Raw genomic sequence first — 26700 nt, forward strand, 5'->3', positions numbered from 1 at the left:
TCGCGCACCGTTGCCGGGCCGACTGTGTGCGGCACAGGTTTGTCGACCATACTGCTCCGCTGTGGAGCAGCGCATAGGTTCGAGCAGCCAGCCCCTGGAAGGGGAGCCCGTGGTGAAGGGCGCCGGATTCGACCCGGCCTTCATCCCCGGGCTCACCGCGCCCGCGTCCGGAGAGCCGGAGGACACCGGACGGGCGGAGGACACCGCCTCCGAGGACACCGCCTCCGAGGACACCGCCTCCGGGGACTCCCCCTCCGAGGAGGGGACCGCCCCCGAGCCGGCCTCCTCCGCCGGGGAGGACACCCCCGGGTCGCCGGAGGAGGAGGCGGAGGTGCCGGACGGCCCCGTCTTCGAGGCCTCCGACCGCCGCGCCCGCATCGTCGCCGACCACAGGGGCGTACGGCTGCGCCTGGACGACCAGGAGTGCGAGTTCCGCTGGGACGAGGTCGCGGCGGTCGAGACGGAGACGGCCCGCTTCGGCAAGCGGTACACGGTCACCGTGCACACCCCCGACCGCCGCTGGTACCCCATCGAGATCGACGCCGCCTCCCGGAGCCTCTTCCGGGAGTGGGACGCACGGCTGGACGAGGTCCTGGACGCCTACTTCGAGGACGGCGGGGACGGCGGGGACGGCGAGGCCGACACCTGATCACCGGGCCCGGCCGGGTGCCGCGTGCTCCCCCCGCCTCCGCGCCACGGCGAAGCGGAGGTCCCGCCCGGGGGCGGGCGATCCCCCGCCGGGTGACATCCGGTCGGTGCGAGCCGGTGAAGATCCCCGCACGCCCCCTTGTCTCCGGGGCGCCGATGGGCTTACTTGACCTGCATGGCGGACATCACGGGACGGACCGAGGGCACCAGTGCCCTGCACGAGGGCGGCGCGGCGCCCCGCAAGTCGAGCTGGCGGTACATCGGGCCCGGCATCGTCGTCGCCGCGACCGGCGTCGGGGCCGGTGACCTCGTGGCCACCCTCATCGCGGGGAGCAACTTCGGCTACACCCTCCTGTGGGCCGCGATCCTCGGCTGCCTGGTGAAGATCTCCCTCGCCGAGGCGGCCGGCCGCTGGCACCTGTCCACCGGCCGCACCCTGTTCGACGGCTGGGCGAGCCTGGGCCGCTGGACGACGTGGTTCTTCGCCGTCTACGTCGCGATCTGGGGCTTCGTCTACGGCGCGGCGGCGATGTCGTCCAGCGCGCTGCCGCTGCAGGCCCTCTTCCCCGGCGTGATGGACCTCGAGTGGTGGGGCGCGGCCTGCGGCGTGGTGGGCCTGGTCTTCGTCTGGTTCAACAAGTACGCCGTCTTCGAGAAGGTCATGACGGTCCTGGTGGGCGTCATGTTCGTGGTGACCGTCTACCTCGCGATCCGGGTCACCCCGAACCTGGGCGACGCGTTCGCGGGCCTGCTGCCCGTCCTGCCGGACGAGAAGGACTCCATCCTCAACACCCTCGGCCTGATCGGCGGCGTCGGCGGCACCATCACGCTGGCCGCGTACGGCTACTGGGTCAACGCCAAGGGCTGGACCGACACCGGCTGGATGAAGGTGATGCGGCTGGACAACCGCGTCGCCTACGCCACCACCGGCGTGTTCGTCGTCGCCATGCTGTTCGTCGGCGCGGAGCTCCTGCACGCCGCGAACATCGCCATCGCCAGTGGCGACAAGGGCCTGGTCCAGCTCGGCGACATCCTGGCGGACGAGTACGGCACGGCCACGGCGAAGTTCTTCCTCATCGGCTTCTTCGCCACGTCGTTCACGTCGCTGATCGGCGTGTGGCACGGCGTGAGCCTGATGTTCGCCGACTTCGTGGCCCGGTACCGCACGCGCGGGCAGCTGAAGGGCGAGGAGGTCGCGACCGGTGAGCGCGAGCGCTCCTGGCCCTTCCGCGCCTACCTGCTGTGGATGACCTTCCCGCCCATCGTCCTGCTCTTCCAGGGCCAGCCCTTCCGCCTGGTCGTCATCTACGGCGTCCTGGGCGCGGCGTTCATGCCGTTCCTCGCCCTGACCCTGGTCTGGCTCCTCAACTCCTCCCGCACTCCCCGCGAGTGGCGCAGCGGCCCGCTGAGCAACGCGATGCTCGCCGTCGCCGGGCTGCTGTTCCTGGTGCTGTGCGTGAAGCAGATCTGGGACCAGCCGTGGTCGGAGTTCTTCTAGGACGCCCCCACCGCGACTCGCCCCGCTTCGGGCCGGGCGCGATCTCCCGCGGTTCCGCCATGGCCGGTGCGGACGTGCCGCGGGCGGGCTCGGCGTGCGCGGCTCCGTCGCCGAAGGCGCTGACGACGGCGCGGAGGCCGCCGCTGCCGGGCGCATGTGCCGACGGTCCGCCTCACGGCCCCGGGGACGCGGTCGTCCTCGACGGGACCACTCCCACTCCGGGCGGCCGCGTCCACGGGACCGCGCTGACGGACGCGACCGTGGTGGCGCGGTGCTCCGAGCCGCGGGCTGCCCGGGTGGCTGCCGGGACCCGGGCGGGGACGGCGACGTACGGCCTCCTCCGCCCACGGGCCCGTGGGCGGAGGAGGCCGGTCGGCCGTGATCACGGCAGCGCGTGCACGTGTGCTCCCACCGCGTTCGACCAGGCGTTGCCCGCCGCCGCGTCCCAGTTCGTGGACCACGTCATCGCGCCCCGCAGGCCGGGGTACGTCCTCGACGGCTTGAAGGAGCCGCAGTTCGTGCCCTTGGTGAGGCAGTCCAGGGCGGCGTTCACCACCGACGGCGCGACGTAGCCGCCGCCCGCCGCGCGGGGCGAGGCCGGCAGTCCCAGGCCCACCTGGGAGGCGTCCAGGCCGTTCTCCAGCTGGATGCAGGCCAGGGCGGTGAGGAAGTCCACCGTGCCCTGCGCGTACACCTTGCCGTCGCAGCCCAGCATCGAACCGCTGTTGTAGTACTGCATGTTGACGACCGTGAGGATGTCCTTCACGTTCAGCGCGGTGCGGAAGTACGACCCCGACGTCGACTGCATGTCGATGGTCTGCGGCGCCATCGTCAGGATCATGTCCGGGCCCGCCTTCGCCGACAGGGCGCGCAGGGCCTGCGTCATGTAGGTCGGGTCGAGGCCGTTCTCCAGGTCGATGTCGACGCCGTCGAAGCCGTACTCCCGCATGAGCGCGTACACCGAGTTCGCGAAGTTGGCGGCCGAGGCCGCGTCGTTCACCGAGACGGTGCCCTTCTCGCCGCCCACCGAGATGATCACCTTCTTCCCGGCGGCCTGCTTGGCCCGGACGTCCGCCTTGAACTGCTCGACCGTGTAGCCGCCGAGCCCGGCGGAGTCGAGGTTGAAGGTGACCGCGCCCGGAGTCGTCGTCGCGTCCGCGAAGGAGACCGCGATGATGTCGTACTGGGCGGAGACGTCCGAGATCCGCTGGACCGCGGCCCCGTTGTCGAAGTTCTGCCAGTAGCCGGTCACGGCGTGCCTCGGCAGCGTCCCGCCGCCGCCCCCGCCCCCGGGCCCCGTCGTCCGCCCGGTCACGGCCGCCGACTTCGCCGACTCGCCGGCCGCGTTGGTGGCGGTGACCTGGAAGGAGTACGAGGTGGAGGCCGCGAGCCCGGTCACGGTCGCGGACGTGCCGCTCACGGCGGTCACCTTGGCCCCGTCCCGGTAGACGTTGTAGCCGGTGGCGCCCGACACGGTGTTCCACCGCAGCGACACGGAGGAGGCGGTGGCCGACGACACGCCCAGTCCGCCCGGCGCGGCCGGCACCGACGGCTCCGGGCCGCCGCCGTCCCCGCCGCCCCCGTCGGGGCCGTACACGGACACGTCGTCGGCGTAATAGGCGGCCTGCCCGTACCAGCCGTGCGTGTACAGCGTCACGGACGTGGTCGACGGCCCGGTGGTGAAGCTGGTCCGCAGCTCCTTCCAGCCGCCCGAGTCCGGGGTCCACGTCGACACGTCCGTCGTACCGGTCCCGGAGACACCCAGGTAGACGTACCCGCCCTGCACCCAGGAGCTGAGCGTGTACGTCGAGTTCGGCTTGACGGCGACGGCCTGCGAGCACCGGGCGTTGTCCTGCCCGGACGGCGTCGCCTTCAGTGCGGCCGAGCCGCCGTGCACGGGCGAGGAGACGGTCGTCCCGCTGCCCGCGGAACACGTCCAGTCGCTCAGCCCGGCCTCGAACCCGGCGTTCCTGACGTTGTTGACGTCCGCGGCGGTCGCCTGCCCGACGGCCACCGTGCCGGTGAGCGCGAGGGCGGCGGCCACGGCACCCGACCAGATCCTCATCCGTCTCGGGGTCCGTCCGTGTACGGGGTCCAGGTCCACTGGGGCCTCCGGTGGGGAGTGGGGATGGGGACGGTGGCCACCGCTGGAAGTACAAGTTGGTCCAGACCAATCGGCTTGTCAAGGGTCCGGTCCGGGCCGACTGCCCGGACCGTCAAGGCATGTGGCCGGCCGGTGACAGGCGGAACGCGGCGGACGGGCCGGGTGCGGCCGGGCGGCGTACCGGGCGCCGCCTCCCTTCGGGGACGGAGGCCCGCGACGCGGCTGGTCGGGCCGCACGGCGGCGCGGCGGCCTCCGCCCTCCCGCCACGTTCCCGCGGCACCTCACAGGTCCCGGCCCCGGCGGCCCGTCGCGGAGGCGAAGCCCAGCCAGGTGTGCCGGTTGCCGGCCCAGCACCAGCCGACCTTGGGGGCGTTGCGGCGCTCGCGGCCGTCCCGCCCCGTGCCGTTGCTGATCCAGATCGCCGGTGTACGGGCGTCCAGGGCGCCGTCGGCCTTGCGCAACCGGGAACCGATGGTCATGAAGCAGTGGTTGCGCTCCAGGGCGGCCGGCTGCTGCAGCACCCAGTGGATGCCCTCGGTCAGCAGCAGCGGGGTGCGGGCGTCCGCCATGAGGGCGGGCAGTGCCTCGTCCGGGCTCCAGCCGGCCATGTGGTCGCCGCGGTCGATGCCGGTGAGGAGGTAGAGCGGGGAGTCCGGCAGCACGACGGTGCCGAGCGGGGCGAAGAGGTCGACGTCGGACATGTCGGTGACGACGAAGCCCGGCTTGCCGTCACGGCGGAGCAGCGGCGCGAGAGCGGACGCGGGCGCCTTGTCCGGGTGGACGGCGAGCAGGGTGCCCCCGCTGCCCGCGGCGGCCTCGCCGGCCACGGCGAAGGAGCGGACCTCGGCGGCGGACAACCCGGCCCGCTCGTGCACCCCCAGCTCGATCAGCCGCTCGGCCTGCGCGCTCAGGGCCGGGAGTTCGGGAAGGACGGGGAAGGCGACAGGCTCGGTCTCGGTCACGATGCTCCAGGAGGCGCAGGGACGTTGAGGGGCGCAGGGCCAACGAAGCGACCCGCCGGATCGTTCCCCCGGCCCCGGCGGACGCACGTCGTACGGCCCGGAGCCGGCCTCGTCGCCATGGGCCGGCAGGGGACCTCCTCCCTCCCTCGCCCGCCACCGCCGGACGAGCGGCTCCCCGGGGGTACGGGCGCTCGCGGTTCCGCCCTTCCCCGACCGATGGGCGCATCGCCTCCGTCCGGGTGATTCCGGACCTGCGGATGCGCCGGCGGTGGGGGGGGCGGGCCGAGCGGCCGGCGTCCGGGCGGGGCGGTGGACGCCGCGCCGGCGCCGCCCTCCGGCGCCGCGGGCGGCCGGTGCCTCCCGCGCTGCCGGTGCCGTGCGCGCGCCCGCGGAGGGGTGAATCGAGCGCCCGGATGTTCCTCCTGCCCCGTTTTGATGCGCCTTGTGCAACAAGAGTTCCTCCAGAGGTACACAAACGCTGTTCTCCGGCCACAGACGCGTGGATACAGTGCTGAGGTAGTCACGCAGTGAAGTCGTCCGGTCGTACCGGAGCCACGCCCGGCCGACCGACGGGCGTGGGGGGAATGGGGAGCTGCGCGTGCCAACTGCCATTGCCGTGACCAGTGCCGACATGGCGCTGCCGCCGCAGGACGAGCGGACCCTGCCCGCCGCCGTGCTCCGGGACGCCGGCAGACGGCCGCTGGAGCAGGTGCTCGCCGAGATGCAGACGCTCGTCGACCAGCACGGGCACGTGATCGTCGTGTGCTCGCAGGCCGTGCCCGCCGCCGTGGAGCGGCGCCTGTACACCGTGCGGTCCCTGCTGGAGAGCGACCGCATCGCCGTGTTCCGCCCGCCGCTGCCGCCGCTCGCCACAGCCGTCCTGGCCCGGCAGTTACGGCAGCTGGCCTCCTGCGACCTCGGCCCCGGCGTCCTCGCCTCCGCCGGCCGCCTCCTCACCCACTACCTCCACGCCGGGGCGCTGCTCGGCTCGGTCGCGCGGCTGGACCGCGTTCCGGTGGGACTGAAGGCGCACGCCAAGTCGTGGGTGCCGGGCAGCCAGTTCGGCGTCCTCGCCCATCCCGAACCGCAGCTGGTGCGGATCGCGCCGGGAGCGGCCCTGGCCGGGCCGGAGTTCGGGACGTGGCTGCTGGTCGCCAAGGGGCAGCTCCAGTCCGACTGGGTGACCGGCACCCTCGCCCCCTCCTGGCGGACCCTCGGACTGCGCGAGGCCCCCCTCCCGGCCGAGTCCTCCGCGTGGTGGGGGACCGGCAGGCTGATCGAGTTCTGCGCCTTCCTGCCGGACCTGTCGGTCCTCTACCAACTCGTCGCCTCGGTACGGCAGAGCACCTGCCACTGGTGCGGCATCGACCTCATCGGCGACCGCTGCGTGTTCTGCTCCGTCGCCCCACCGGTCCCCGACCACCTCCCCGGCGTCCGCCGCGACGGCCCCGCCGCGCAGCGCCGCGGGAACCGCGACCGCGTCCGCCGGGCGAGCCGCACGGGCACCGGGTGAACCCCGGACCGCGGGGCGGCGCACGGCCCGCCCGGACCCGGCCCGCGGGCACGCCGTGCGCAGCCCACCGCCCGCCCCCTCGGCACGCCGCCGCCCACCGCCCGCCCCCCGGGCCGTCCGCTCCATCCGACCCCGCTCGCCCGACACCACCAACGAGGTTGCACGGTTCATGAACTCCCGTCAGCGCCGCGGCGTGATCCTGCTGATCCTGTCGGTCGTCTGCGCCCTCGGTGCCTTCGCCGGCGTGCTGTCCGTCATCAACGACGTGAAGTCCAAGGTCGGGCCGGAGGTCACCGCGTACCGGCTGAAAGCGGACGTCGAGCCCTACACGGAGCTGAACGCGGGCCAGTTCGAGAAGATCACGATGCCCGAGCGCTGGCTGTCGAAGACCGCGGTCACCGATCTCCGCCGGGTCCAGGGCAAGATCGCCGTGACCACCCTCAAGAAGGGCTCGCTGCTGCAGAGCGACATGGTCGTCGACCAGCCCGCCCTGCGGCCCGGGCAGCAGGAGGTCGCCATCATGGTCGACGCCGCGACCGGAGTCGCCGGCAAGATCACGCCGGGCTCCACCGTCAACGTGTACGCCACGTTCGAGGGGGAACGCGAGGGCGACCCCGACCAGTCCAAGATCATCGTGACCGATGCCAAGGTGCTCGACATCGGGGAGATCACCGCGCTGGAACCCGACGAGAAGAGCCGGAGCCGGCAGCCCACCGACGCCGTGCCCGTCACCTTCGCCCTGTCCGCCATCGACGCCCAGCGCATCACCTACGCCGAGTCGTTCGCCCAGCGGGTCCGGCTCGCCCTGGTCGCGCCCGGCGGCGGCGCCGCGGTGCCGGACGAGGACCGGACGTACGAACTCGCGAAGGACAAGTGAGAGGCCCGCATGCCCACGAGGATCCTCCCGGCAGTCGGCGACGCGGACGCCGTCCGGTCCATCACGACCCTGCTCAGCCAGCTCCCGGACGCCGAACCGGTGGCCCCGGTCGTCGACTCCACCCAGCTCGTCGACACCCTCGCCCGCCTGGCCGCCGAGTCGGTCGACGAACTGCCCGAGGTCGTCGTCGTCCACGAGCGGATCGGTCCCGTCCCCGCGCTGGAGCTGATCCGCGAAGTGGCCCTGCGCTTCCCGGCCGTCGGCGTCATCCTCGTCACCTCCGACGCCGGTCCCGGCCTGTTCCAGGCCGCCATGGACCACGGCGCCCGCGGCCTGGTCGCCCTCCCCCTCGGGTACGAGGAACTGGCCAGCCGCGTCCAGGCGGTGGCCCAGTGGTCGGTGGGCGTACGGCGCCACCTGGGCGCCGGCGGTGACGTCCTCACCGGCGCCGGCGGGACCGTCGTCACCGTCAGCGGCGCCAAGGGCGGGGTCGGGGCGACCCTGACGGCCGTCCAGCTCGCCCTCGCCGCGCAGGCCTCCGGCCGCGCCGCCGCCCTGGTCGACCTGGACCTCCAGACCGGGGACGTCGCCTCCTTCCTGGACGTCCAGTTCCGCCGCTCGGTCGTCGACCTGGCCGCCGTCGACGACATCTCCCCGCGCGTCCTGGCCGACGCCGTCTACCGCCACGACACCGGTGTCGCCCTGCTGCTCGCCCCCGGCGAGGGCGAACGCGGCGAGGACGTCACCGACCGCGCGGTCCGCCAGATCGTCAACGCCCTGCGCTCCCGCTACGAGGCCGTCGTCATCGACTGCGGCGCCCAGCTGAGCGGCGCCGGCGCGGCGGCCGTGGAGATGGCCGACACCGCGCTGCTGGTCACCACCCCGGACGTCGTCGCCGTCCGCGGCGCCAAACGCGCGGTGCGGATGTGGGAACGGCTCCAGATCCGCAAGGCGCAGGAGACGACCGTCGTCGTCAACCGCCACGGCAGGAACGCGGAGATCCAGCCCCCGCTGATCGGGAAGATCACCGGCACGGCGGTCGCCGCCACCACCGTCCCCGCCCACTTCAAGGAACTCCAGGGCGCCGTGGACGCGGGCCGCATCCACGAACTGGACGGCAGGAGCACGGTGAAGCAGGCGCTGTGGGCGCTCGCGGGCGAGCTGGGGCTCGCGCGGGCCGGCGAGGGCGCCCGCCGCGCGGGCGGCCGGCCGCGCGGCGACCGGGGAGCGGTGGGCCTCCGGCGCCGGAGGGAGGGAGGGGGATGAGGGTGCCGGCGGTCCGGACGGGGCGGCGGGACGACGGCCAGGTGACCATCGAGTTCCTCGGCATGACACCGGTGATCGTCGTGACGCTGGTGGTGCTGTGGCAGCTCGTCCTGGTGGGTTACACGTTCACGCTCGCGGGCAACGCCGCCGACGAGGCGGTGCGGGCGGGGACGGCCGCGTCCCCGGGGGAGCGGCAGGGGGCGTGCCTGCAGGCGGGCCTGGAGAAGCTGCCGGGCGCCTGGGAGGGGGAGGCCGGCGTGGACTGCGCCACCGCGAGCGGTTACGTCACCGCCGACGTCGACCTGAGGGTTCCCCTCCTCTTCCCGGGCGCGGTCGGTTTCCCGTTCGAGGTGCACGGTCACGCCGGCGCGGTGGAGGAGGAGACGGACTGAGATGCCCCACGACCGACAGCGCCGCCGGCGCCCCCCGGGCGGGGCGGGCCGCGACCGGGGGCAGGTCGCCATCGAGTACCTCGGCTTCCTGCCGGTCCTCCTCGTCGTCGCCCTGGCCGCCGTACAGCTCGGCCTGATCGCCTACACCGCCCAGCAGGCGGGCACCGCCGCCCGGGCCGGCGCGCGCGGCGCCTCCCTCCGGGAGAGCGCCCAGGAAGCGTGCACGGCCGCAGTCAGCGGCTGGCTGGCCGACGGCACCGACTGCCCGGCGTCGTACGGCGGTGACGAGGTCAGCGTCACCGCCACCGTGGACATCCCCTCGATCGTCCCCGGCTGGGACCCCGGGGACGCGACCAGGACCGCGACCATGCCGCTCGACCACTGACCGGGGAGGACGGAAGAAGCCCCGCGAGCCGGAAGAACAGTCGGAAGAACAACCGGAACAGGACCCGGAACAGGACCCGGAAGAGGAGCGAGGAGCACCGGACCATGAGCCTGCGCGCACGCATCCACACCCCCGACGAGCACGTCGGCGGCCGGGGTGGCGACGGTCATCTGGTCGCCTCCTACCGGGCCAAGCTGCTGGAGGAGATCGACCTCGCGGAGATGAGCTCGCTGGCCGCCGCCGAGCGCAGGGCGCGGCTGGAGCGGGTGCTCGGGCACATCATCAGCCGCGAGGGCCCGGTGCTGTCCACCGTCGAGCGGTCGCAGCTGATCCGCCGGGTCGTCGACGAGGCCCTCGGCCTCGGCATCCTCGAACCCCTCCTGGAGGACGCGTCGATCACCGAGATCATGGTGAACGGCCCCGACGCGATCTTCGTCGAGCGCGGCGGCCGGGTCGAGCAGCTCCCGCTCCGCTTCGCCTCCCACGACCAGCTGATGCAGATCATCGAGCGGATCGTCTCCACGGTCAACCGCCGCGTGGACGAGTCCAACCCGATGGTCGACGCCCGCCTCCCCTCCGGCGAACGCGTCAACGTCATCATCCCGCCGCTGTCCCTGACCGGCGCCACCCTCACCATCCGCCGCTTCCCGCGCTCCTTCACCCTCCAGGAGCTGATCGGCCTCGGCTCGCTCGACGAGCACATGCTGTACCTGCTGGCCGGACTGGTGCAGGCCCGCTTCAACATCATCGTCTCGGGCGCCACCGGCACCGGGAAGACCACCCTCCTCAACGCCCTGTCCGGCCTGATCCCCGCCCACGAACGCATCATCACCATCGAGGACTCCGCCGAACTCCAGCTCCAGCAGGCGCACGTGATCCGCCTGGAGTCGCGGCCCGCGAACGTCGAGGGCAAGGGCCGCGTCACCATCCGCGACCTGGTCCGCAACTCCCTGCGGATGCGCCCCGACCGCATCGTCGTCGGCGAGGTCCGCGGCGGCGAGTCCCTCGACATGCTCCAGGCGATGTCGACCGGCCACGACGGCTCCCTCGCCACCGTCCACGCCAACAGCGCCGAGGACGCCCTGACCCGGCTGCAGACCCTGGCCTCCATGTCCGACGTGGAGATCCCCTTCGTCGCCCTGCACGACCAGATCAACAGCGCCGTCGACGTCATCGTCCAGCTCACCCGTTTCGCCGACGGCGCCCGCCGCATCACCGAGGTCGCCCTGCTCGACAGCCACGGCGGCGAGCCGTACCGCCTGGCCACGGTCGCCCGCTTCCACGCCCGGCCGATGACGGCCGACGGCCGCGTCCACGGCGCCTACGAGCACCACCCGCTCCCGCGCCGCACCGCCGACCGCCTCTACCTGGCCGGCCAGCCCGTCCCGCAGGCCTTCGGCGTCGCCCAGTCCGCAGACCAGCTCGCCACTCGAGAAGCCAGGTAGGTACCGCCCATGGGCCCCATGGACCTGCACACCCTCGTCCCGCTCACCACGGGCGTCACCCTGCTGACCTGCGTCCTGGCCGTGCTGGGCGTGCACTTCTACACCGCGGGCAAGGCGCAGCACCAGGCCCTGGTGGACCGGCTCACGGCCGCCGGCCAGGTCCCGGCCGCCGGCCGCCGGCGCCGCTTCGCCGCCCTCGACCGCCGCCTGCGCCGTACGCGGCCCGGCAGGAGGCTGGAACTGCGGCTGGCGGCCACGGGCCTGGACATCACCCCGGGCGAGTTCTCCGTCGCCCTGCTCGCCGCGGTCGCCGGCCTCTGGCTGATCGGCCAGGCCGCGCTGGCCCCCTTCTTCGGCCCGCTCGCGGGGCTGCTGGGGGTGTGGGCGGCGGCGCAGTTCCTCGGCTGGCAGCGGCAGAAACGCATCGAGAGGTTCATCAACCAGCTCCCCGAACTCGCCCGCATCCTCGCCAACGCCACCCAGGCGGGCCTGGCCCTGCGTACGGCGATCTCGATGGCGGCGGAGGAACTGGAGGCCCCGGCCGGCGAGGAACTCGCCAAGGTGGCCGCCCAGCTCGCCGTCGGCGCCTCCATGGACGACGCCCTCGGCGAACTCGCCGACCGCCTCCCCTCCCGCGAACTGGTCGTCCTCGTCACCACCCTGGTGCTGTCCAACCGGGCGGGCGGCCAGGTGGTCAGCGCCCTGCGCAACCTGACCGAGACGCTGGAGGAACGCAAGGAGACCCGGCGCGAGATCCGCACCCAGCTCGCCCAGGTGAGCATGACCTCCTACGCCGTCCCCGTCCTCGGCGTCGGCTCCCTGTTCCTGATGAACGGGGTGAAGGACGGCGCCCTGGAGCGCATGACCGGCTCGCCGGCGGGGCAGGCCGCGGTGATCGTCGCGTTCGCGCTGTACGCCGTCGGCTTCGTCCTCATCCGCCGCCTGTCCCGCATCGACGTCTGACCGCCCGCGAAGGGACCGCGAAGGAAAAGGAGGGAAACGGACCGTGGCACTTCTCCTCGCCACCCTCATGGGCCTCGGCGTCTGGGGCGCCTTCGCCGGCATCCGCATGTACCGGGCCGACGCCAGACTCCCCGGCGACCTCGCCCTCGCCCTGGAGGTCGGCGCCACCCGCACCGGCACCGTCGACTCCCTCGTCGACCGCCTGGGCATGCGCTACGCCCCCGCCGTCCTGCGCCTGATGGGCCCCGGCCTGGTGGCCAAGTACCGCCGCAGGATCGACCTGGCGGGCAACCCCGGCGGCCTGACCATCGACCGGTACGCCGCCCGCCGCGCGGTTTACGGCTTCCTCGGCGCCGTCGGCTTCCTGGTCTTCCTGCTGCGCGGCCAGTTCCTGGTCGCCCTGCTCCTGCTGGCCTTCGGCGCGTTCTGGACGGAGGTCGGCATCTGGGCGGCGATCCGGATCCGCAAGGACGTCATCGAGCGGACCCTGCCCGACTTCCTCGACGTCCTGGCCGTCGTCGTCAGCGCCGGCCTCGGCTTCCGCCAGGCCCTGGACCGCGTCGCCGCCCGCTACGAGGGCCCCTGGGCGGACGAACTCCGCATCACCCTGCGCCAGATGGACCTCGGCATGAGCCGCCGCCAGGCCTTCGCGGAACTGCGCCGCCGCAACGACTCCGAACAGGTCGCCATGTTCGTCACGGCCCTGCAGCAGGGCGAGGAGCTCGGCGCCCCCATCGTCGACACGCTGGTGTCCCTGGCCAGGGACATGCGGCGCACGGACGCGCAGAACGCCCGCCGCAAGGCGGCCCGCGCGGTCCCCAAGGCCACCATGATGATCACCACGTTCATGGTCCCGGCCACGATGATCCTCCTCGGCGCCGGCCTGATCCTCGGCTCCGGTACGGATTTCGGGACGATCACGGGGAAGTAGGTGGGACGGGTGAGGACCACACCGACGTCAGGGGCGCCGGGAGCACCGGACATCCCGGTGACGTACGCACCGCCCGGGCCGCCGCCCGTGCCGCCCGTACCACCGCCCGGCCCCACGGCCGACCCCCTGCCCCCGCCCCCTGCCGAGACCCCCGCCGAGTCCTCCGCCCTCCCCGTCCAGATCAACGCCCTGCAGGCGATGTGCCGGCAGGTCTTCGGCTTCCGCCTCGCCATGATCGCCCTGGCGGCCCCCTCCGCCCTGCTCAACGCCAGCCCGGGCCTGGGCGTCCGCCTGGTCGGCGCCGCGGTGGTCGTCACCTTCATGGGCTCCTACGTCCTCTTCCGCGACTGGGAGCGCTTCGGCCCCCTCCTCCTGCGCCACCCCTCCCTCCTGGCGCTGGACACCCTCTTCGGAGCCCTGCTGCTCGTCTCGGCCGGCCCGGACACCACCCTCGCCTACGTCAGCGTCTGCACCCCGCTCCTCGCGGGCCTGGTCTACGGCTGGCGCGGAGCGGCCGTCTTCGCCTCGCTCCAGTCGCTGATCCTCCTGCTGGCCCACACCGCCCTGCGGGACCCGCACCCCGGACCGGGCCCCGGCCCCGCGGAGTCGCTGCTCCTGCCCGGCCTGTGCGTCATCGCCGGAGCGGTCGGCTCCAGCCTGCGCAACCTGATGCTCCGCTTCGGCGCGGCCACCCGCGCCCTGACCGCCGTGCGGGCCCGCCTGGCGGTCACGGAGGCGGTGAGCGCCGAACGCGCCCGCCTCGCCCGCGAGCTGCACGACTCGGTCGCCAAGACCCTCCACGGCGTCGCCCTGGCCGCCGACGGCCTCGCCCATCGCGCGGGCGCGGACCGCGTGGACCCGGCCCTCGTCAGACAGCAGGCGGAACTGGTCGCCCGCTCGGCCCGCCGCGCCGCCGCGGAGTCCCGCGCGCTCCTGACCGACCTGCGCCGCGAGGCGGACCCGGCCCACGCCACGGACCTCCTGACCGAACTCGCCGCCCTCACACGCGACTTCGCCGCCCGCACCGGCCTGCGGGCCACCTACCACCCGACCGGCGACGGCACCGCACCCGCACCCGCGCCCCCGCCCCCCGTCCCGCCCGCCGTGGCCCGCCAGCTCCTCTCCATCGCCTCCGAGGCCATGGAGAACGCTCACCGTCACGGATCCCCGACCCGCGTCGAGGTGCGGGCCGGCGTACACGGCGACCTCCTCCGCGTCAGCGTGTACGACGACGGCCGCGGCCTCCCCCCGGACACGACCCTCGAACGACTCCGCCGGTCCGGGCACTTCGGCCTGGTCGGCATGGTCGAGCGGGCCACCTCGGTGGGTGCCCGCATCCACATCGGCCGGGGCGGCCACCCGAAGGGCACGGAGGTCCGCGTGGAGCTGCCGCTCGCGGCGCTGCCCACGGCCGGCGCCCCGGAGACGACGGCCTGAACCGGGCCGTGTCCGCCCCCAGACCAGTCAGGAGAGGAGGCCCCGGATGCCGGACCCCGCGAACCGAACGGATCCCACGGCTCCCGAGCACCCCACGGCGCCCCGTGTCGGCCCGCCGCCGACGCCGTCCCAGGACCCGTTCCCCGGCCTGCCGGCTCCCGCCCGGCCGGCCCCCCTCCGGGTGCTCGTGGCCGACGACAACCCGGTGGTCCGCGCCGGCCTCACCGCCCTGCTGTCCGGCCGGGAGGACCTCGCGGTCGTCGCCGAGGCCGCCGACGGCCGCGCCGCCTGCGAGGCCGCCCTCCGGCACCGCCCCGACGTGGTCCTCCTCGACGTCCGCATGCCCGGCGTCGACGGCCTCTCCGCCCTCCCCTACCTGGTGCGGATCGCCCCGGTGATGATGCTGACCTACAGCGGGGAGTCGCGGACCGTACGGGAGGCCCTGCGCAAGGGGGCCGGGGGCTACCTGGTCCACGGGGAGTTCACCGCGGACCAGCTCGCCGACGCCGTACGGGGCATCGGCCGGGGCAGGCCCCACTTCACACCGACGGCGGCGCAGGCGCTGCTGGCACAGGTCAGGCGGGAACCGGGCCCCGCGGGGGGAGCGGAGGGAGCGGGGGGAACGGACGGCGACGAGCCGGGTGCAACTGCATACAGGAATTACTCGCCATCCGGCTCACCGGCATGTGATGAACTACCCCTGGGTGAACGGCAATCGATGTCAGTTGACCCCTCGACGCCGAATTCAGCCCCAGAGGCTCTTTCGCAGATGCAACCACCTGTGGCACAGTCGTCGTCCGGACGGGCAAACGCCGGGGGGCGTCCGGCCGCCCCCGACCGGACGGTGTTCCACCTGAGCAGGAGGGAGGCGGAGATCATGGACCTCATCGCCTCCGGCATGACCAACCACCAGATCGCCGGCGCCTGCTTCATCAGCGAGAAGACGGTCAAGAACCACATCAACCGCATCTTCGCCAAGCTCCACAGCACCAGCAGGGCCGAGGCGGCGGCGAAGTGGCTGGGCACCGCACCGGACTCCCACCGGGGACAGGGGTGACGCATGGTGGCCGAACGGGGGAGGGGCGAACGGCTTTGGGCCCGGAAATGGGCCCTCGGACCCTCCGGGAGGCGGGCGGCCCGGCCGTACCGTGCCCGGGTCGAAAGCGGCATCGGCCACCGTGGAGGGGAACAGCATGAGCAACTGGGCCAACACCGTCGTCTCGTACCTGAGGACTCGCGCCACCCGCAACGACCAGGGGCAGACGGCGGTGGAGTACCTGGGGATCATCGCGGTGGTGGTGGCGATCGTATTGGCGATCACGGGGACGGACATCGGCCAGTCGATCTACAACGCGATCACCGACAAAATCACCGAGGTCACCGGCGGCTGATGCGGCTCCGTAGGTATGACGACACAGGGCAGGCATTCCCCATCTACCTCACGGTGATGGGGGGCCTGCTCTTCCTGGCGTTGGCGTACTTGGCGGTCGGGCAGGCGGCAGCGAATCGCAATGGCGCTCAGACGGCTGCCGACGCTGCGGCGCTCGCGGCGGCTCAGGACACGCGGGACCAGCTCTCGGCTGCCTGGACGCGGGACGTCCTCGACCCGTCCAAGTGGCAGGACGTCTTCGACGGCAATGTGCCCGGGCTCGGGCCTTCGTGCTGGCGCGCCGATCAACTGGCTGCACAGAATGACGCCCGAGTACTGAGCTGCGCTCCTGTGGGGCCCTTGGAATTCGTCGTCGAAGTGGAGAGCAACAGAACCGTTGGCGATTCCATCGTTCCCGGTACCGAGAACAAGAAGTCGGTGGCGTCCGCCAAGGCCGTGATCGAGCCACGCTGCACGTTTGACCTACCCGCTGATGACGCGGGGAAGGACGTGCTGCCAAGCCTCGGCTGTCAGGACAAGGACTGGGATCTCGATCCGAAGGACTTGACGAACCTGCCCGAAGCCGAGGATCTCTTTGATGTCCACTTGGCCGACTGAGAAGCGAACGACGAGGGATGAAGGAAGAAGAGTCATGAGCGTACGGTTCACAGCGCAGGCCCGTGAGGGAATGGTCGCGTTGACCGTAGCGGCCGGACTGGCCCTCGGCGTAACCGGGTGCGGCGGGGGTGACGACGGGGACAAATCTGAGCCTCCGCCCTCCGCCTCCAGAAACGTTGGTTCGGGGCCGAGTGCTCAGGAAGGGCATTCGGATGCGCCCCTGGCCGAGCTGAAAGGCCCCGACGGTCTGTTGCTGACGGTTACCGCTGCACAGCGCGATTCAGGCGGGTTCGTCACGGTGAGCGGTGACCTGAAAAATGACGGCAGTAAAACGGTCAACGTACCGGCCCAGTTGAGTGGTAACGAGACGGAGATCATCCGAAACGGCAGGTCGCTCGGTGGAGCCACCCTGGTGGACTCCAAAGGAAAGAAGCGCTACTACACCTTGCGGGACACGGACGGCCGACCGCTCACTACGACCAATTTCCCTGCCATGAAGGCCGGGGAGTCCCTGCCCGTCTTCATGCAGTTCCCGGCGCCTCCGGCCAGTGTCACCGAGGTGACTGTCCAACTGCCGATGTTCTCGCCTGCCGCCGTCACGATCTCCGGGTGAGGTGCGGAGAATGACCCACACCCGCCTGATCCTCACCGCCCTCACCACCACGTCCCTCCTCCTCGTCGCCACCGGCCAGGCCCGCGCCGACGAGAACCCCGGCGTCCCCCCGGGCACCGAGCCCTCCGCCTCCGCCCCCGTCGAACCGGACCCCAACGATCCGGACCTCAAGCTCCCGGACGGCGCCACGCTCGCCGAGGCCAAGGTCCTGGACATCAAGTCGGTCGTGGAGGACCAGAGCGGTGACGAGCGCCGCGAGGACACCAACGCGGACGTGAAGTTCGCGCTCCAGGCCGAGGTGCTGTTCGGCAAGGACAGCGCGAAGCTGAGCGCCGAGTCCAAGGCACGCATCGCCGGCATCGCCGAGGAGATCAGGGCGCAGAACGCCACGAGGATCCGCGTCTTCGGCTTCACCGACGACCTCGGTTCCTCCGCCCACGGCGACCTGCTGTCCAAACACCGCGCGAACGCCGTACAGCAGGTCCTGGACCAGGAGCTGAACGACGCGGACATCACGTACGAGGTGCGCGGATACGGCGAGCAGTACCCGATCGCGGACAACTCGACGGAGGCGGGACGGAAGAAGAACCGGCGGGTGGAGGTCTCCTTCCCCCGCTCGGAGAGCTGACGGCGAGTCGACCGCGCGCAGGGCCGGGGACCGGCAGCCCGGGCCTTCACGCGGCGGACAGCCGCGCGGACCCCGACGCCCGAGCGGGTCAGGGAACGGGCCGATCGCACGCGTTCCCTGCTCGCGGAGCGGTTCGGCACCACGCGGAATCTTCGATCCGGAGCGGTGCGCCCGTTCGGGTTCCCTGACGCCCGCCACGTCCGGTGAGGCCACCCGGTGGCTGCCGGGGCCGCGGCACGGCGGCAGTCACCAGGGCACCACGCGGCGGGTCCTCTCCACGGCTACGGGTACGGCTTCTCGCCCTTCGCCAGCATCGCCACGTACTTCTCGATCCGCCGCGCCCGGGTCTCGGCCTTCTTGGCCTCCTGGACCCGGTACAGGATCGCGTAGCGGTTCCGCCGGTCCAGCGTCTCGAAGAACGCCGCCGCGGCCGGGTCGGCGGTCAGGGCCGCCGCGAGGTCGTCCGGCACCGTGGCGGTCCTCGCGCTGTCGTAGGCCGCCTCCCAGCGGCCGTCCGCCTTGGCGCGGTCGATCTCGGCCTGCCCCGCCGGGCGCATCCGGCCCTGCTCGATCAGGGCGGTCGCCTTGTCCCGGTTGACCTTTGACCACCTGCTGCCCGGCTTGCGCGGGGTGAACCGCTGGAGCCACCACTGGTCGTCGAACTTGGCCTTCCGGCCATCGATCCAGCCGTAGCAGAGTGCCACGTCGAGCGCCTGGGCGTAGTCCAGCGTGACGATTCCGGTGCCCTTCTTGCGGAGCTTGAGCCAGATGCCGGGCGACACGGCGTGGTTCTCGTCCAGCCATGCCTCGAATGCCCCGGCGGATTCGAATGCGACGATCTCCAAGTCCTGAGTCACCCCGGCAGCGAACCACATCCGGCCGACCGCCGTGACGCGTGCCCCGGCCCCGGTCGGCGCCGGCGGCCGTTGCGCGCGTCCGGGCCGGGAAGGCGGCACACGGGACCCGGAGGCTTTTCCGCGCGGATAGTGTGAGCCCGTCGGTCAAGATCACAGCAGACGGAAGGGCGGAGCACGTGACGGACATCGTGGAGACCGCGGCACGGAAGGTCTTCGAGCGGTACGACGTGGACGGGGACGGCCTGGTCACCGCGGACGAGTACCGGAAGGTCGTGGCGGAGCTGGAGGGCTCCGCGATCACCGAGGCCCAGGCCCGGGAACTGATCGATTCGCTCGACACCGACGGTGACGGCCGGATGTCCTTCGAGGAGTTCTGGGCGGCCATGAACCGCTGACCCCACGGGCCCGGCACGCTCGCGTGCCGGGCCGTCCTCCGGGCGGCCGGGGCGGCCGGAGGGGAAGCCGTACGTCAGCGCGCCGCCCGCTCGATCAGCCCGGCGGCGGCGCGCAGCCCGTCACGGGCCCGGATGGTCCGGGCGGCCTCGGCCAGGGCGGTGCGCGTCCGGGCGTCGCCGAGCAGGTCGGTCACGGCGGCGTGCAGCTGCGCGTCGGTGCAGCGGTAGGGGTCGAGCCGGATGCCGAAGCCCGATTCGGCGACCCGCTGGGCGTTGTCGTACTGGTCCCAGAAGAGCGGGAGCAGCACCATCGGCTTGCCGAAGTGGAAGCACTCGGTGACGGTGTTGTTGCCGCCATGGGTGATGACCAGGTCGACCAGCGGCAGGATCCGCGTCTGCGGGACGAACTCGGCCCCCCACATGTTCGGCGGCAGTTCGATCTCCTCGTGCAGCGGCCCCTTGGAGACGATGTAGCGGTGCGGGGTGCGGGCCAGTGCGGCGATGAGCCGGCGCATGAGGTCCACGTCGGCGGAGCCGAGCGAGCCGAGGCTGAAATAGATCAGCGCGCTCTCCGGCGTGCCGGTGGCGCGCCCGGCGAGTTCCGCCGGCAGTGTGAACGCCTCGTCGGTCTCGCGTACCGAGGAGTCCAGCCGGTGCCAGGTGGGGCCCAGCGGCCGGGCGCCGGTGTAGTCGGCGATCTCCGGGTAGACGTAGAGGTTCAGGTCGCCTTCGTGGATGAACTCCAGGTCGGGCAGCGGCCGCGCGCCTTGTTCGACGACCCAGTCGTTGAACCCGGTCCACAGCTCCCGGTGGGTGCGGTCGTACTCGGCACGGAACTCCCTCCAGCCGGTGCGGTCGCCGGTGGGGTAGCCGGAGAAGGGCGGGGGGACGCCCTCCCCCTTCAGTTCCAGCGGGTTGCACGAGACGACCCGCACGAACGGTACGCCCGCCGTGGTGAGCGCGGGGAAGCAGACGACGTTGTCCTCGACGATCACGTCCGGCCGGACCCGCTCGACGATCGCCCCGAGCTGCGGCTCGCAGTACCGGGCGCCGGAGACCAGTTCCTCCCAGACGGGCCGCACCCAGGTCGCCAGCTGCTCGATCGTCGGTTTCCTGAACTCCGGGGCGGTGTCGCGCACGAACTCCTTCCAGAACTGCCCCGCCTCCTGCGGCCGGTCCGGCGGCGGCGCCAGGTCGATCAGCTCCTCCTCGAAGCCGAGCCCGGCGAGCCTGCCCTTCCAGGACGCCTCCGCGGCGAACACCACCCGGTGCCCCCGGCGGCGCAGCACGTCGCCCATCCCGATGCAGTTGTTCGTCGGACCGTACGCGCTCTCCGGCGCGAAGAGGATCGTCAACGGTCTCACGAAGGTCTCCCCCTGACTGATCGACCGGTGGCGGCACCGTCGGGGCGCCGCGCGGGCGGACCGGTCCCACCGGTCGGCCCCCCATGACCGTTCAACGGTCCACGCCTCCGGTCAAGACGTAGGCCGGCCCGATCCGGCGCCACCGCGGGGGTCTTCGCCCCGATCGCCCCGGGACCGCTGTGACGCGCGCCCCCGCCGACCGGCCCGGCACCTGCCGTGACCGCGGCCGTGACGAGGCAGCCGCCCCGGCGGCCCGGGCGACGCGCCCGCCGCAGCACGGGAAGGACACCGGGCCCCGCCGTCCGGACAGCCGGCCCCTAACCGGACGCCTCCTCCCCGCCCGGTCCGGGTTCCTCCTCCACCCCCACCCGTCGCCCGGCCCGCAGCCCCCACCCCTCCATCGCCCCGGCCGCTGCCTCCAGCACATGCCGGGCGCGGACACGCGGCAGCCCCAGGCGGCCCGGCCGCATGGTCCGCACCGCGACGACGGTCAGGTGCCGGTCCAGGTAGGCCACGTCGATGGGGAACCGCATGCGGAAGGTGTGCACGCTGTTGGCGGGGGACAGCAGCATCGCCCCGTCGACGGAGTCCCGGCCCAGCAGCCCCTTGCGCCGGGCACGGTAGGACGCGGCGACCTCCAGCGGCACGCGCACCGGCGCCGCCCCGGCTTCCGCGCGCACGATCAGCACGCCCCGTCCGTCGGACCACCGCCGCCCCCTGCGCCCCACGCCCGAACCCTCCGCCCCCACGCGCCGCCGCCCGCCCCAAAACCCGTTGCCCGCATTCCCTACCCCCGGTAGGAACGTCCCATGACCACACTCGGCGCCGTATTCCGCCCCCAGCTGGCCCCCGAACGCCTGCGTGCCGTCGCCCGTACCGCCGACGAGACCGGCCTCGACGAACTCTGGCTGTGGGAGGACTGCTTCCGGGAGGGCGGTATCTCCACGGCCGCCGCCGCACTCGCCTGGACCGAACGGGTCAGGGTCGGCATCGGCCTGCTGCCCGTGCCGCTGCGCAACGTCGCCGTCACGGCGATGGAGGCCGCCACCTTGCACCGGATGTTCCCGGGGCGGGTGGTCCTCGGGGTCGGTCACGGGGTGCAGGACTGGATGGGACAGGTCGGGGCGCGCGCGGAGTCGCCGCTCACCCTGCTCCGGGAGCACCTCACCGCGCTGCGGGCGCTGCTGCGCGGGGACCGGGTCACCACCGGGGGGCGGTACGTCCGGCTCGACGACGTCGCCCTCGACTGGCCGCCGGAGGGCGGCGCCGAGGTCCTCGCCGGCGCCGTCGGACCGCGCTCGCTGCGGCTGGCGGGGGAGGCGGCGGACGGCACCGTCCTCACCGCCACCACGCCGCCCGACGGCGTACGGCGGGCCCGCCGGCTCATCGACGAGGGGCGGACGGCGGCCGGGCGGACCGGTCCGCACCACGTCGTCGTCCACCTCCTCGCCGCCACCGGCCCCGGCGCCGCCGACCGGCTGCGCGCCGAACTGGTCGCCGAGGGCGCCGGCACGGTGCCGGAACTGGGCGTCGCCGGGGACGCGGACGCCGTCGCCGAGGCCGTGCGGAAGCTGGCCGACGCCGGGGCGGACACGGTGGTCCTCCAGCCGACGGGGGACGAGCCGGACCCCGAGGGATTCGTCCGGTTCGCGGCGGAGGAGGTCCGCCCGCTCGTGTCGTAGCCGCCCCTCGCGGCACAGGGCCCCGCGAACGGGCCCCGCCGCCGGACCCACCCGCCCCGACCGCTTCGCGAGGAGCACGCGCGATGCCTTCCCACCCGCCCCGCACCTACGAGGACCTGGTCGCCGAGGCCGCCGGGCTGGAGATCGCCGACCTGCGGGCGGAGCGGCTGCGGATGGAATTCCACGACATCGGCGCCGTCGTCCACTTCCTGCGCAAGGTGGTCTGGATGGTGCCGGGCTTCACCGTCGAGGCGTACGGGCCCCGGCTCCGCGCCCTGCACGAGCGGATCGGATCCGAGGGGCCCTTCGTCGCCCACAGCGCCCGGCAGCTCTTGGAGGCACGCAAGCCCGGCCGGTGACCGGACCCGGGAAGGAGTGCGGCAAACAAGGGCAACCGGTGCCGAAGTGCCGCCGAACTCCCGCACAGTTTCCACATCGTTATGGCGCGCGGCTCGCCCCCCGCCTTCGTGATCGCATAAGTTCAGACCAATGCATTCGCGTGAGCAAAGCCGCGCGAGGGGTACCGCGCAGTGGAGGGGGCTGCGCGGTGCCGCGTTCCCCGGCCGGCCCGGTCGGCCCCGGTCGAAGGGGCGCGCGCCCCCGGGTCGCCCGGGCGGGGCGATGGGCGCGCGGGCGCGCCGGAGGGCTCCAGGCGCACCGGTGCACCCGGAGGTTTCCGGATGTCCCCATTGCCACGGACGCCTTCGGATATCCCTGTATTTCCCCTCGGCGTCCTGGGAATCCACTGCCTTTCGGCGGTCCTCCCGTGGTGAATCGCAGCTTCCGCGGCGAGCGCGGCGTTGCCGGGTGACTCCGGAGAGTAGTTGTTGGGTGCCGATGCACGCGGCATCCCTTACGAAGGGTTATGGTGGAAGCCCCCCCTCGGGCCGGTCCGTCTCCCCCCCACGGACCGGCCCGTTTTTCGTCCCCCTTCCGCCCTTTTCCCCGGGTCCCTCCCCGTTCCCCCGCTTCCTTCCCGCCTCCCTCCCGGTCCACCGGCCTCCCCGCCCCGGCCGCACCCCCCGGTCCCCCGCAGCGGTAGGCTTCGCCCCCGGGGGACCGCCATACGGACAGGGACCGCCCTCGGCCGTGCCCGGCCGGCGCCGCGCCTGTCCGATCCGTACGGAGGGGCTGACAATCACGTGAACCTGCGCGACAAACTGCGCAGCCTGCTGGTCCGGCTGTACGCGCGCCGGGTGGAAGGCCACCTGGACCACGCACAGGTGCCCAAGCACATCGGCGTCATCATGGACGGCAACCGCCGCTGGGCGAAGGCCGCCGGCTCCACCACCGCACAGGGACACCGGGCCGGCGCGCACAAGATCGAGGAGTTCCTCGGCTGGTGCGCCGAGACGGACGTCGAGGTCGTCACCCTCTGGCTGCTGTCGACCGACAACTTCGACCGGCCGCAGGAGGAACTGGTCCCGCTGCTCGGGATCATCGAGGACGTCGTCCGCTCGCTGGCCGCCGACGGCCGCTGGCGCGTGCACCACGTCGGCGCGCTCGACCTGCTGCCGGCGCAGATGCAGACCACCCTGAAGAAAGCCGAGGAGGCCACCGCGCACGTCGACGGGATACTCGTCAACGTCGCCATCGGCTACGGCGGACGCCAGGAGATCGTCGACGCGGTCCGCTCCATGCTGCTGGACGCCGCCGGCAAGGGCACCTCGGTCGAGGAGCTCGCCGAGGCCGTCGACATCGACACGATCGGCCGACACCTGTACACCAGCGACCAGCCCGACCCGGACCTCGTCATCCGCACCAGCGGCGAGCAGCGGCTGTCCGGCTTCATGCTCTGGCAGACGGCGCACTCCGAGTACTACTTCTGCGACGTCTTCTGGCCCGCCTTCCGCAAGGTCGACTTCCTGCGCGCCCTGCGCGACTACGCCGCCCGCCACCGCCGGTACGGCGGCTGACCGGCACCCCCCCTCGGCACGGGGCACCCCGCTTCACGGGGAGTTCACCGGCGCGCCGTCATATGCCGTGGCATGGCCGCGCCGGTTGAAGGGCATAACCCAGGCAGGTCGACACCCGAACCACGGGTGTCGGATCTCAGCGGGCGGCACGAGGCCGCCCGCCCGGGAGGCCCTTTGCACCAGCCCGACCGTGTGCCACCACACGGACGAAGAGGCGACGGGGCCGGTCCTCGGCCCGTGCATCGCGGCCGTCGACCGGTCCAGCTCGCTCCCGTCGCTCCCCGACCTCATCCGAGGGGGTACGTCCTTCCGTGGTGACCAGCACAAAGCGCCACAAGCCAGACCGGCGCACCTACGTCCTCGACACCAGCGTCCTGCTGGCCGACCCGAACGCCCTGAACCGCTTCGACGAGCACGAGGTCGTGCTCCCGGTCGTCGTGGTCACGGAGCTGGAGGCCAAGCGGCACCATCCCGAACTCGGCTACTTCGCCCGCCAGGCCCTGCGCCTGCTCGACGACTACCGGGTCCGGTACGGACGCCTCGACGCCCCCATCCCCACCGGGGACCTCGGCGGGACGCTCCGCGTCGAGCTCAACCACTCGGACCCCGGCGTCCTGCCCAGCGGCTACCGCCTGGGGGACAACGACTCCCGCATCCTCGCGGTCGCCCGCAACCTGCAGGCCGAGGGGTTCGACGTGACCGTCGTGTCGAAGGACCTCCCGCTCAGGATCAAGGCGTCCTCCGTCGGGCTGCTCGCCGAGGAGTACCGCGCCGAACTCGCCATCACGGACGCCTCCGGCTGGACCGGCATGGCCGAACTCACCCTCCCGGGCGAGCAGGTGGACATCCTCTTCGAGGAGGGGCACATCCACGTCCCCGAGGCCGCGGACCTGCCCGTGCACACCGGTCTGACCATCCACTCCGAGCGCGGCCGGGCCCTGGGCCGGGTCACGCCCGACGGCATGGTCCGCCTGGTGCGCGGCGACCGGGAGGCGTTCGGCGTCAAGGGCCGCAGCGCCGAGCAGCGGATCGCGCTCGACCTGCTCCTCGACCCGGACATCGGGATCGTCTCGATGGGCGGCCGGGCCGGCACCGGAAAGTCGGCGCTGGCACTGTGCGCGGGCCTGGAGGCGGTGCTGGAGCGCCGTCAGCACGAGAAGATCATGGTGTTCCGCCCGCTGTACGCGGTCGGCGGGCAGGAGCTCGGCTACCTCCCCGGCACCGAGGCGGAGAAGATGGGCCCCTGGGCGCAGGCCGTCTTCGACACCCTGTCGGCGGTCACCAGCCGGGAGGTCATCGAGGAGGTCACCGCCCGCGGGATGCTGGAGGTGCTCCCCCTCACCCACATCCGCGGCCGCTCCCTGCACGACGCGTTCGTCATCGTGGACGAGGCCCAGTCCCTGGAACGGAACGTCCTGCTGACGGTGCTGTCCCGGATCGGCGCCAACTCGCGGGTCGTGCTGACCCACGACGTGGCCCAGCGGGACAACCTCCGGGTCGGCCGGTACGACGGAGTCGTCGCCGTCGTGGAGAAGCTCAAGGGGCATCCGCTCTTCGCCCACGTCACGCTGACCCGGTCCGAGAGGTCCCAGATCGCGGCCCTTGTGACCGAAATGCTGGAGGACGGGCAGATCTGAGAGAAACCGAAGGAAGGTCCCCCCGGGGGCCGGTCGCGCAGTAGTCGGCGCCGTCCGGAAAGGCGTAGAGCCTAGCCGGGCGGCGCCTTCGCGCGTACCGCTTTCCGTGAATCCCCAGGGTCGAACGGGATGTGAACTTTCCCACGCAACGCAGAATTGCCTCACGGTGTCGGGTTACGGCAAAGTCTCACTCCTGTCAGGCCCCGCATACGACACAGCTGTGCCCCCAGCGGTACGGCGCCCCATACAGAGCATCAACTCCATAGCGATGTCGTATGCCGCCCGAGCACCACGCGGCGCTCCCGGGACGGGAGTCGCCCACCGGGCCCGCGCCTTCCGTGACCCCGTAGTTGGGGAGGCCAGTGTCAGGGGCACGATTGCGTCCGCCAGGGTCACCGAGGCGGGCGATGCTGGAAGGAAACCGTGTGAGCCGGATCTCGGTCCGGGGATTCGCAGTGGCCTCGGCCACGGCGGTCACCGCTGTCGGAAGCGTCGTCGGCGTTGCCTCGGGCAGTGTCGCGCAGAACAACGACGCGGAAGCGACGACGGCCGCGGGCACGACGCTGCTCGCGGATATCCCCGCGGGACAGCAGGCCCAGGTACAGACCGCCTCCCTGACGCAGCAGGCCGACGCACAGGCCATCGCGGCGGACGCGAGCGCCAAGAAGGAAGCCGAGGAGGCGGCCCGCAAGGCGGCCGCCGAGACCGCCATCGCGAAGAAGGAGGCCGCCGAGAAGGAGAAGGCGGCCAAGGAGGCGGCGGAGCGCGAGCGGGAGAAGCAGGAAGCCGCCAGCCGCAGCGCCACCCGCGAGGCCACCACCTTCGCCGTCCAGAGCTCGTACAGCGTCGCGCAGATCCAGGCGATGGCGCGTCAGATGGTGCCGGGCGGCCAGTTCCAGTGCTTCAGCAACATCGTGAACCACGAGTCGAGCTGGAACTACAAGGCGGTCAACGCCTCCTCCGGCGCCTACGGTCTCTTCCAGGCCCTGCCCGCCGGCAAGTACGCCTCCGCCGGCGCCGACTGGCGGACCAACCCGGCCACCCAGATCAAGTGGGGCCTGAACTATATGAACGAGCGGTACGGCAGCCCTTGTGACGCCTGGTCGTTCTGGCAGGCGAACCACTGGTACTGAGCCGCCCGGCACACGGCCCCTCAACCACGCGCAGCCCCTCACCGTCCTAGGGTGGGGGGCTTTCGC

At 72.7% G+C, this 26700-nt stretch carries 26 protein-coding genes and 1 pseudogene; 22 read left to right on the forward strand and 5 right to left on the reverse strand.

What is annotated here, in order from left to right:
- Positions 1–61 precede the first annotated feature (61 nt).
- Both ACSU6Z_RS18650 and ACSU6Z_RS18655 read left to right on the forward strand, forming a co-directional pair.
- On the forward strand, positions 62–649 hold the full coding sequence (locus tag ACSU6Z_RS18650) for a hypothetical protein (RefSeq protein ID WP_437047098.1): 588 nt from the start codon (positions 62–64) through the stop codon (positions 647–649).
- A gap of 174 nt (positions 650–823) precedes the next feature.
- A complete protein-coding gene (locus tag ACSU6Z_RS18655) occupies positions 824–2146 on the forward strand; it encodes an Nramp family divalent metal transporter (RefSeq protein WP_437047100.1) in 1323 nt (440 codons plus the stop codon).
- Between the two features lie 382 nt (positions 2147–2528).
- On the opposite strand, the gene ACSU6Z_RS18660 is transcribed toward ACSU6Z_RS18655, so the two are convergent.
- Together ACSU6Z_RS18660 and ACSU6Z_RS18665 are read right to left on the reverse strand one after the other, a co-directional pair.
- Positions 2529–4211, reverse strand: coding sequence for a chitinase (locus ACSU6Z_RS18660; protein WP_437047101.1), 1683 nt, complete (start codon positions 4209–4211; stop codon positions 2529–2531).
- Positions 4212–4532: 321 nt separating this feature from the next.
- Entirely contained in the window at positions 4533–5213 is a 681-nt protein-coding gene (locus ACSU6Z_RS18665) for a DUF5701 family protein (protein ID WP_437047103.1), read from the reverse strand.
- Positions 5214–5844: 631 nt separating this feature from the next.
- Here ACSU6Z_RS18665 and ACSU6Z_RS18670 point away from each other — a divergent pair.
- The 14 genes from ACSU6Z_RS18670 to ACSU6Z_RS18735 all read left to right on the forward strand — a co-directional run bounded on the left by ACSU6Z_RS18670 (position 5845) and on the right by ACSU6Z_RS18735 (position 17650).
- Positions 5845–6726, forward strand: coding sequence for a hypothetical protein (locus tag ACSU6Z_RS18670; protein WP_437050379.1), 882 nt, complete (start codon positions 5845–5847; stop codon positions 6724–6726).
- 169 nt (positions 6727–6895) lie between these two features.
- On the forward strand, positions 6896–7603 hold the full coding sequence (gene cpaB / locus ACSU6Z_RS18675; RefSeq protein WP_437047105.1) for a Flp pilus assembly protein CpaB: 708 nt from the start codon (positions 6896–6898) through the stop codon (positions 7601–7603).
- 9 nt (positions 7604–7612) lie between these two features.
- Entirely contained in the window at positions 7613–8869 is a 1257-nt protein-coding gene (locus tag ACSU6Z_RS18680) for an AAA family ATPase (protein ID WP_437047106.1), read from the forward strand.
- Positions 8866–9261, forward strand: a complete 396-nt coding sequence (locus ACSU6Z_RS18685; RefSeq protein ID WP_437047107.1) for a pilus assembly protein — start codon at positions 8866–8868, stop codon at positions 9259–9261. Before ACSU6Z_RS18680 ends, ACSU6Z_RS18685 begins: the two co-directional genes overlap by 4 nt.
- Before the next feature lies 1 nt (position 9262).
- Positions 9263–9646: a TadE/TadG family type IV pilus assembly protein gene (locus ACSU6Z_RS18690; protein ID WP_437047108.1), complete on the forward strand. Its 384-nt coding sequence runs from the start codon at positions 9263–9265 to the stop codon at positions 9644–9646.
- A gap of 104 nt (positions 9647–9750) precedes the next feature.
- Positions 9751–11091: a CpaF family protein gene (locus ACSU6Z_RS18695; RefSeq protein WP_437047110.1), complete on the forward strand. Its 1341-nt coding sequence runs from the start codon at positions 9751–9753 to the stop codon at positions 11089–11091.
- Between the two features lie 18 nt (positions 11092–11109).
- On the forward strand, positions 11110–12054 hold the full coding sequence (locus tag ACSU6Z_RS18700) for a type II secretion system F family protein (protein ID WP_437050381.1): 945 nt from the start codon (positions 11110–11112) through the stop codon (positions 12052–12054).
- 43 nt (positions 12055–12097) lie between these two features.
- Positions 12098–12985: a DUF5936 domain-containing protein gene (locus ACSU6Z_RS18705; RefSeq protein ID WP_437047111.1), complete on the forward strand. Its 888-nt coding sequence runs from the start codon at positions 12098–12100 to the stop codon at positions 12983–12985.
- 198 nt (positions 12986–13183) lie between these two features.
- Positions 13184–14422: a sensor histidine kinase gene (locus tag ACSU6Z_RS18710; protein WP_437050383.1), complete on the forward strand. Its 1239-nt coding sequence runs from the start codon at positions 13184–13186 to the stop codon at positions 14420–14422.
- A 46-nt stretch (positions 14423–14468) separates the two neighbouring features.
- Positions 14469–15479 carry a response regulator gene (locus tag ACSU6Z_RS18715; protein WP_437047113.1) on the forward strand — a complete coding sequence of 337 codons (1011 nt, stop codon included), beginning with the start codon at positions 14469–14471 and terminating at the stop codon, positions 15477–15479.
- 136 nt (positions 15480–15615) lie between these two features.
- A complete protein-coding gene (locus ACSU6Z_RS18720; RefSeq protein WP_437047115.1) occupies positions 15616–15813 on the forward strand; it encodes a Flp family type IVb pilin in 198 nt (65 codons plus the stop codon).
- Positions 15813–16409 (forward strand): pilus assembly protein TadG-related protein, encoded by a 597-nt coding sequence (locus ACSU6Z_RS18725; RefSeq protein ID WP_437047116.1) that lies wholly within the window; start codon positions 15813–15815, stop codon positions 16407–16409. The genes ACSU6Z_RS18720 and ACSU6Z_RS18725 overlap by 1 nt, the downstream gene beginning before the upstream one ends.
- A gap of 34 nt (positions 16410–16443) precedes the next feature.
- A complete protein-coding gene (locus tag ACSU6Z_RS18730; protein WP_437047118.1) occupies positions 16444–17022 on the forward strand; it encodes a hypothetical protein in 579 nt (192 codons plus the stop codon).
- Positions 17023–17032: 10 nt separating this feature from the next.
- Positions 17033–17650: an OmpA family protein gene (locus ACSU6Z_RS18735; protein WP_437047120.1), complete on the forward strand. Its 618-nt coding sequence runs from the start codon at positions 17033–17035 to the stop codon at positions 17648–17650.
- Positions 17651–17931: 281 nt separating this feature from the next.
- Here the strand turns inward: ACSU6Z_RS18735 and ACSU6Z_RS18740 are convergent, their stop codons facing one another.
- Complete coding sequence (locus ACSU6Z_RS18740; RefSeq protein WP_437047121.1) at positions 17932–18525, reverse strand: YdeI/OmpD-associated family protein; 594 nt, start codon at positions 18523–18525, stop codon at positions 17932–17934.
- Positions 18526–18683: 158 nt separating this feature from the next.
- Between ACSU6Z_RS18740 and ACSU6Z_RS18745 the strand changes: the two genes are divergently transcribed.
- Positions 18684–18902 carry an EF-hand domain-containing protein gene (locus tag ACSU6Z_RS18745; protein ID WP_437047123.1) on the forward strand — a complete coding sequence of 73 codons (219 nt, stop codon included), beginning with the start codon at positions 18684–18686 and terminating at the stop codon, positions 18900–18902.
- A gap of 74 nt (positions 18903–18976) precedes the next feature.
- Here ACSU6Z_RS18745 and ACSU6Z_RS18750 read toward each other — a convergent pair whose 3' ends face one another.
- Positions 18977–20266: a glycosyltransferase gene (locus ACSU6Z_RS18750; protein ID WP_437047125.1), complete on the reverse strand. Its 1290-nt coding sequence runs from the start codon at positions 20264–20266 to the stop codon at positions 18977–18979.
- 317 nt (positions 20267–20583) lie between these two features.
- Positions 20584–20955, reverse strand: a complete 372-nt coding sequence (locus ACSU6Z_RS18755) for a DUF192 domain-containing protein (protein WP_437047126.1) — start codon at positions 20953–20955, stop codon at positions 20584–20586.
- 120 nt (positions 20956–21075) lie between these two features.
- On the opposite strand from ACSU6Z_RS18755, the gene ACSU6Z_RS18760 reads away from it, so the two are divergent.
- The 5 genes and pseudogenes from ACSU6Z_RS18760 (at position 21076) to ACSU6Z_RS18780 (ending at position 26634) form a co-directional block, all read left to right on the forward strand.
- Positions 21076–21948, forward strand: coding sequence for an LLM class flavin-dependent oxidoreductase (locus ACSU6Z_RS18760; protein ID WP_437047128.1), 873 nt, complete (start codon positions 21076–21078; stop codon positions 21946–21948).
- A 122-nt stretch (positions 21949–22070) separates the two neighbouring features.
- Positions 22071–22307: pseudogene (locus ACSU6Z_RS18765) on the forward strand (SAM-dependent methyltransferase); the annotation flags it as partial.
- A gap of 783 nt (positions 22308–23090) precedes the next feature.
- Positions 23091–23864 carry an isoprenyl transferase gene (locus ACSU6Z_RS18770; RefSeq protein WP_437047130.1) on the forward strand — a complete coding sequence of 258 codons (774 nt, stop codon included), beginning with the start codon at positions 23091–23093 and terminating at the stop codon, positions 23862–23864.
- 311 nt (positions 23865–24175) lie between these two features.
- Entirely contained in the window at positions 24176–25501 is a 1326-nt protein-coding gene (locus ACSU6Z_RS18775; RefSeq protein ID WP_437047132.1) for a PhoH family protein, read from the forward strand.
- 425 nt (positions 25502–25926) lie between these two features.
- Positions 25927–26634: a transglycosylase SLT domain-containing protein gene (locus tag ACSU6Z_RS18780; RefSeq protein ID WP_437047134.1), complete on the forward strand. Its 708-nt coding sequence runs from the start codon at positions 25927–25929 to the stop codon at positions 26632–26634.
- Positions 26635–26700: the final 66 nt, after the last annotated feature.

Origin of the sequence: Streptomyces sp. enrichment culture, assembly GCF_964273145.1 — a bacterium.
Lineage (GTDB): Bacteria > Actinomycetota > Actinomycetes > Streptomycetales > Streptomycetaceae > Streptomyces.